4 protein-coding genes are annotated in these 3,844 nt (G+C 39.5%); all 4 read left to right on the top strand.

Annotated features, from left to right (window positions below):
- Positions 1 to 592 (top strand): ATP-binding cassette domain-containing protein (locus tag AC220I_RS19585; protein WP_486725552.1); only part of this gene is annotated, 592 nt, incomplete at its 5' end.
- Positions 593 to 684: 92 nt separating this feature from the next.
- A complete protein-coding gene (locus AC220I_RS19580) occupies positions 685 to 2,172 on the top strand; it encodes a sugar ABC transporter ATP-binding protein (RefSeq protein ID WP_486725551.1) in 1,488 nt (495 codons plus the stop codon).
- Positions 2,173 to 2,189: 17 nt separating this feature from the next.
- Positions 2,190 to 3,194 (top strand): ABC transporter permease, encoded by a 1,005-nt coding sequence (locus AC220I_RS19575; RefSeq protein WP_486725550.1) that lies wholly within the window; start codon positions 2,190 to 2,192, stop codon positions 3,192 to 3,194.
- A 60-nt stretch (positions 3,195 to 3,254) separates the two neighbouring features.
- Positions 3,255 to 3,844: substrate-binding domain-containing protein (locus AC220I_RS19570; protein ID WP_486725549.1), on the top strand; the 590-nt coding region annotated here is incomplete at its 3' end.

Below are 3,844 nucleotides of genomic sequence, written 5' to 3'. Positions count from 1 at the left end.
TTTTTATCCAATAAGCTTTAAAATTAAACAGGGTGAGTTAATCACACTTCTCGACTCAGAAGGAAGTGCTATTGAGAGTCTTGCCAACATCATCACAGGGAATGAGCCCTTGACACACGGCCTAATTAAAATTGGAGACAAACCCTTTAAAGCATCACATGGGTTAAGACAGGGCATTGCCTTTATGCCTGAGATGCCAACGGATAAGCTCCTCTTTTCTAACTTAAAGGCTATTGATAACTTGTGTTTCGCATCAGAGCAAAAAACAAAGCACTTTTGGTTAAAAAATCGCTTTAGAAATAGTTGCCTAGAAGAATACGGCAAGTTTTTTGAAGGCGATGAACTACTCATGTATACAGACGAGCTGTCAGTTTATACCAAGCAGAAGCTTGCCTATTTAAAATGGCATTTATATCATCCGAAGCTCGTTGTTTGTATGCGCCCTTTTAGTTCAATAGATGTTGAACTTAGAGAGACCACAGCAAAGCATATACAGCTTTTATTAGATCGAGGAATTTCAATTTTAGCATTGACCTCAAATCTTTCTGAACTCAATCAAAGTGGGACAAAAATTGTCATAACTTCGAAATAATACACCTTATATTCAAAAAAATGCCCTTAGAAGAGGGCTTTTTGTTTTGATAAAATAGAATCAAATCAAAGTATTATCGAGGAGGCGCAGAGGTGTCTGAGTATTTATTGACATTAGAGGGAATTTCCAAGTCCTTCCCAGGAGTAAAAGCGTTAGATCAGGTCTCATTTAATCTAAAAAAAGGTGAGGTACATGCCTTGCTAGGTGAAAATGGTGCAGGAAAATCAACCTTGATGAAAATCATCAGTGGTATTTATCAAAGGGACGAAGGTCAATATTTTATTGATGGTGAAGATGTAGGCGATTTGACACCTAAAAAAGCACAAGAGCTCGGCATTGCAATTATTCATCAAGAACTAAACATGTGCCAAGACTTGACCGTGGCTGAAAATATGTTTTTAGGCAGGGAAAAGAGTAAATTTGGCTACTTGAGCCAAAAGGAGATGAACGAGGATGCAAAGGCCATACTTTCTTCTTTGAAAATGAATATACAACCGGACCTATTGTTAAAGAAGCTTCCCGTCTCAAAGCAACAAATGGTGGAAATTGCAAAAGCACTTTCAACAAATGCCAGAATATTAATCATGGATGAGCCCACATCGGCACTTTCTGATCGGGAAATAACAGAACTCTTTGAAATGATACATCAATTAAAATCAAACGGATGCGCCATAATATATATCTCTCATAGGCTTGAAGAACTTGAAAAAATAACCGATAGAGTTTCGATCTTCAGAGATGGACGCTATATTACGACAAAGCCATTTAAAGAGACCTCAATCAATGAAATCATCTCTTTTATGGTCGGCAGAGAAATTAAGGATAAGTTTCCTTCGGTATCTTGCCAAAGAGGCGATAAAATTCTCCAAGTCAAAAATTTAAGTTCAGGAATCGTCAAGGATGTTTCCTTTGATCTTTACAAGGGTGAAATCGTCGGCATCGCAGGTTTGATGGGTGCAGGGAGAACTGAGCTTGTCAGAGCCATATTTGGTGCCGAAGCAATTGAAAGTGGCGAAATTATACTACATGGCAGCCTATTAAAAATTAAATCACCAAAAGATGCAATACAAAACGGCATCGTTTTAGGACCTGAAGATCGCAAAAAAGAAGGTCTTTGCACCAAACTTTCCATACGAGAAAATATTGGTCTTGCAAATCTTGATCAGACCTGTTCGGCTTTAGGGATTGTTAATCGTAAAAAAGAAAATGAACTTACAAGAGAAGCGATCAATAGTTTGAAAATAAAAACCCCTTCGCCAGACCAGATCACAAAAAATCTGTCTGGTGGGAATCAACAAAAAATAGTCGTCGGTAAATGGATGGTTCGACATGCTGAGGTTGTCATATTCGATGAGCCTACAAGAGGTATTGACGTCGCTGCTAAGGTTGAAATCTACAATATCATGAATGCACTTAAAGAAAAGGGTATTGGCGTTATTTACGTTTCATCTGAAATGCCAGAGGTTATGGGAATGAGTGATCGAATTTTGGTAATGTGTAATGGTAGGATTACAGGAAATTTGAAGACTCAGGAAACGACACAGGATGAAATCATGCGATATGCTACTAAGTATAATTAATGGATGGAGAGAGAATAATGCAAAATAAATTTTTAAAACAGGTACTTTCAATTAGAGGGATGGGGCAGGTGATCTCTGTATCCATCGCATTGATAATCATGTCGATTATATTTGGTGTGATTAATCCATCGTTTTTCTCAGTAGATAATACCACAAACCTACTCAGACAGGTGGTTCCGATTATGATTATTGGTATGGGACAATCCTTTGTTCTTATAACGGGTGGCATTGATTTATCAATAGGGTCTGTAGCTGGTATGTCCTGTATGATCTCTGCCACCTTGATGACAGCGGCACAAATGAACCCAGTATTGGCTTCTATAATAACGATAATTGCTTGTTTAATCGTTGGTATAGTAAACGGGTTACTCGTATCAAAAACAAAGTTGCCAGCCTTTATTGCAACACTTGGAACCATGATTATTGCAAGGGGAATTGCACAGCTTGTAAATGGCAACTTAAATACAGATGGCATCCCTGAAACGGCAAACGGCTTTAAAGACTTGTTTTATTATGGCAGCACACTGGGGCTCTACAATCCGATTTGGATTGGCATATTCCTGTTCATCATTTTTACATTCATCCTTTCCAAAACAAGAACAGGAAGACACACCTATGCGATTGGCAGTAACTATGAAGCGGCAAAACTTTCAGGTGTTAACGTCATACTGGCAGAGACAAAGGTTTATGTCTTTAGTGCCTTCTTGGCAGGTGTGGTGGGCTTAATGCTCACGGCACAAAGTGGCATGGGGACCATGAATGCAGGCACAACTTATGAGCTCAACGCTGTAGCGGCATCTGTAATTGGAGGCGTAAGCACGATGGGTGGTCAGGGCCTACTCTTTGGAACCGTCATAGGGGCCTTCATATGGGGTGTTTTAAACAATGGACTTCAATTTGCCGGCGCGCCATTAGCACTTAGAAATCTAGTAATTGGCATCGTCGTAATCATTTCGGTATTGATTGATCGAATTGCTAGAAGTGGCAAGGTAGATCTTAAAAAGTGGTTTAGTAAGGCATAAAGGGTTTTTATCATGGCAAGGGTGCCATGTTAAAATAATAATTTATGGAGGCGTAAACACATGAAACGAATTTTATCAGTTGTACTTATTATGGTGATCGTGGCATTTGCTTTTGCAGGATGTTCTTCTAAGAGTGAAGTAGCCGCAACGGCAGCGACAAGTGAGCCGGCAAAAACAGTATATTTAATCACAATGGACAAAATGGATCAGCACTGGGTAAATGTTGATGCAGGTGCAAAAAGCATGGCTCAAGCACTTGGATTGAATTACAAGTGGGATGCACCAGATGTAAAAGACAATGCAAAACAAATTGAAGCCGTTAACAATGCTGTTGCAGACAAGGCAGACTTGATTTTATTGGCAGCAAATGATCCAAAGGCAATTTCCGAAGCGGTTAAAAATGCAAAGGCAAAAGGTGTTAAAATCATCTATGTGGACTCAGCGGCAGATGAGCCTGCAATTGCAACACTTTCTACAAATAACTACCAAGCGGGCGTTCTTGCAGGTGAAACCATGATTGCAGAGCTTAAAGCAGTTGGCAAAACAAGCGGAAAAATTGGTATTGTCGGTGTAAACACTGCTACAAATTCAACCATGGACCGTGAAAACGGCTTCAAAAGTGTTTTAGAGGCAGCAGGCTATACTATGCT

Source organism: Fusibacter sp. (assembly GCF_057447755.1).
This window is presented reverse-complemented; position numbering and strand designations above follow the sequence as displayed.

Coding starts and splice junctions, on each gene's coding strand:
- AC220I_RS19575 (WP_486725550.1), top strand. CDS start 2,190: ATGCAAAATAAATTTTTAAAACAGGTACTTTCAATTAGAGGGATGGGG.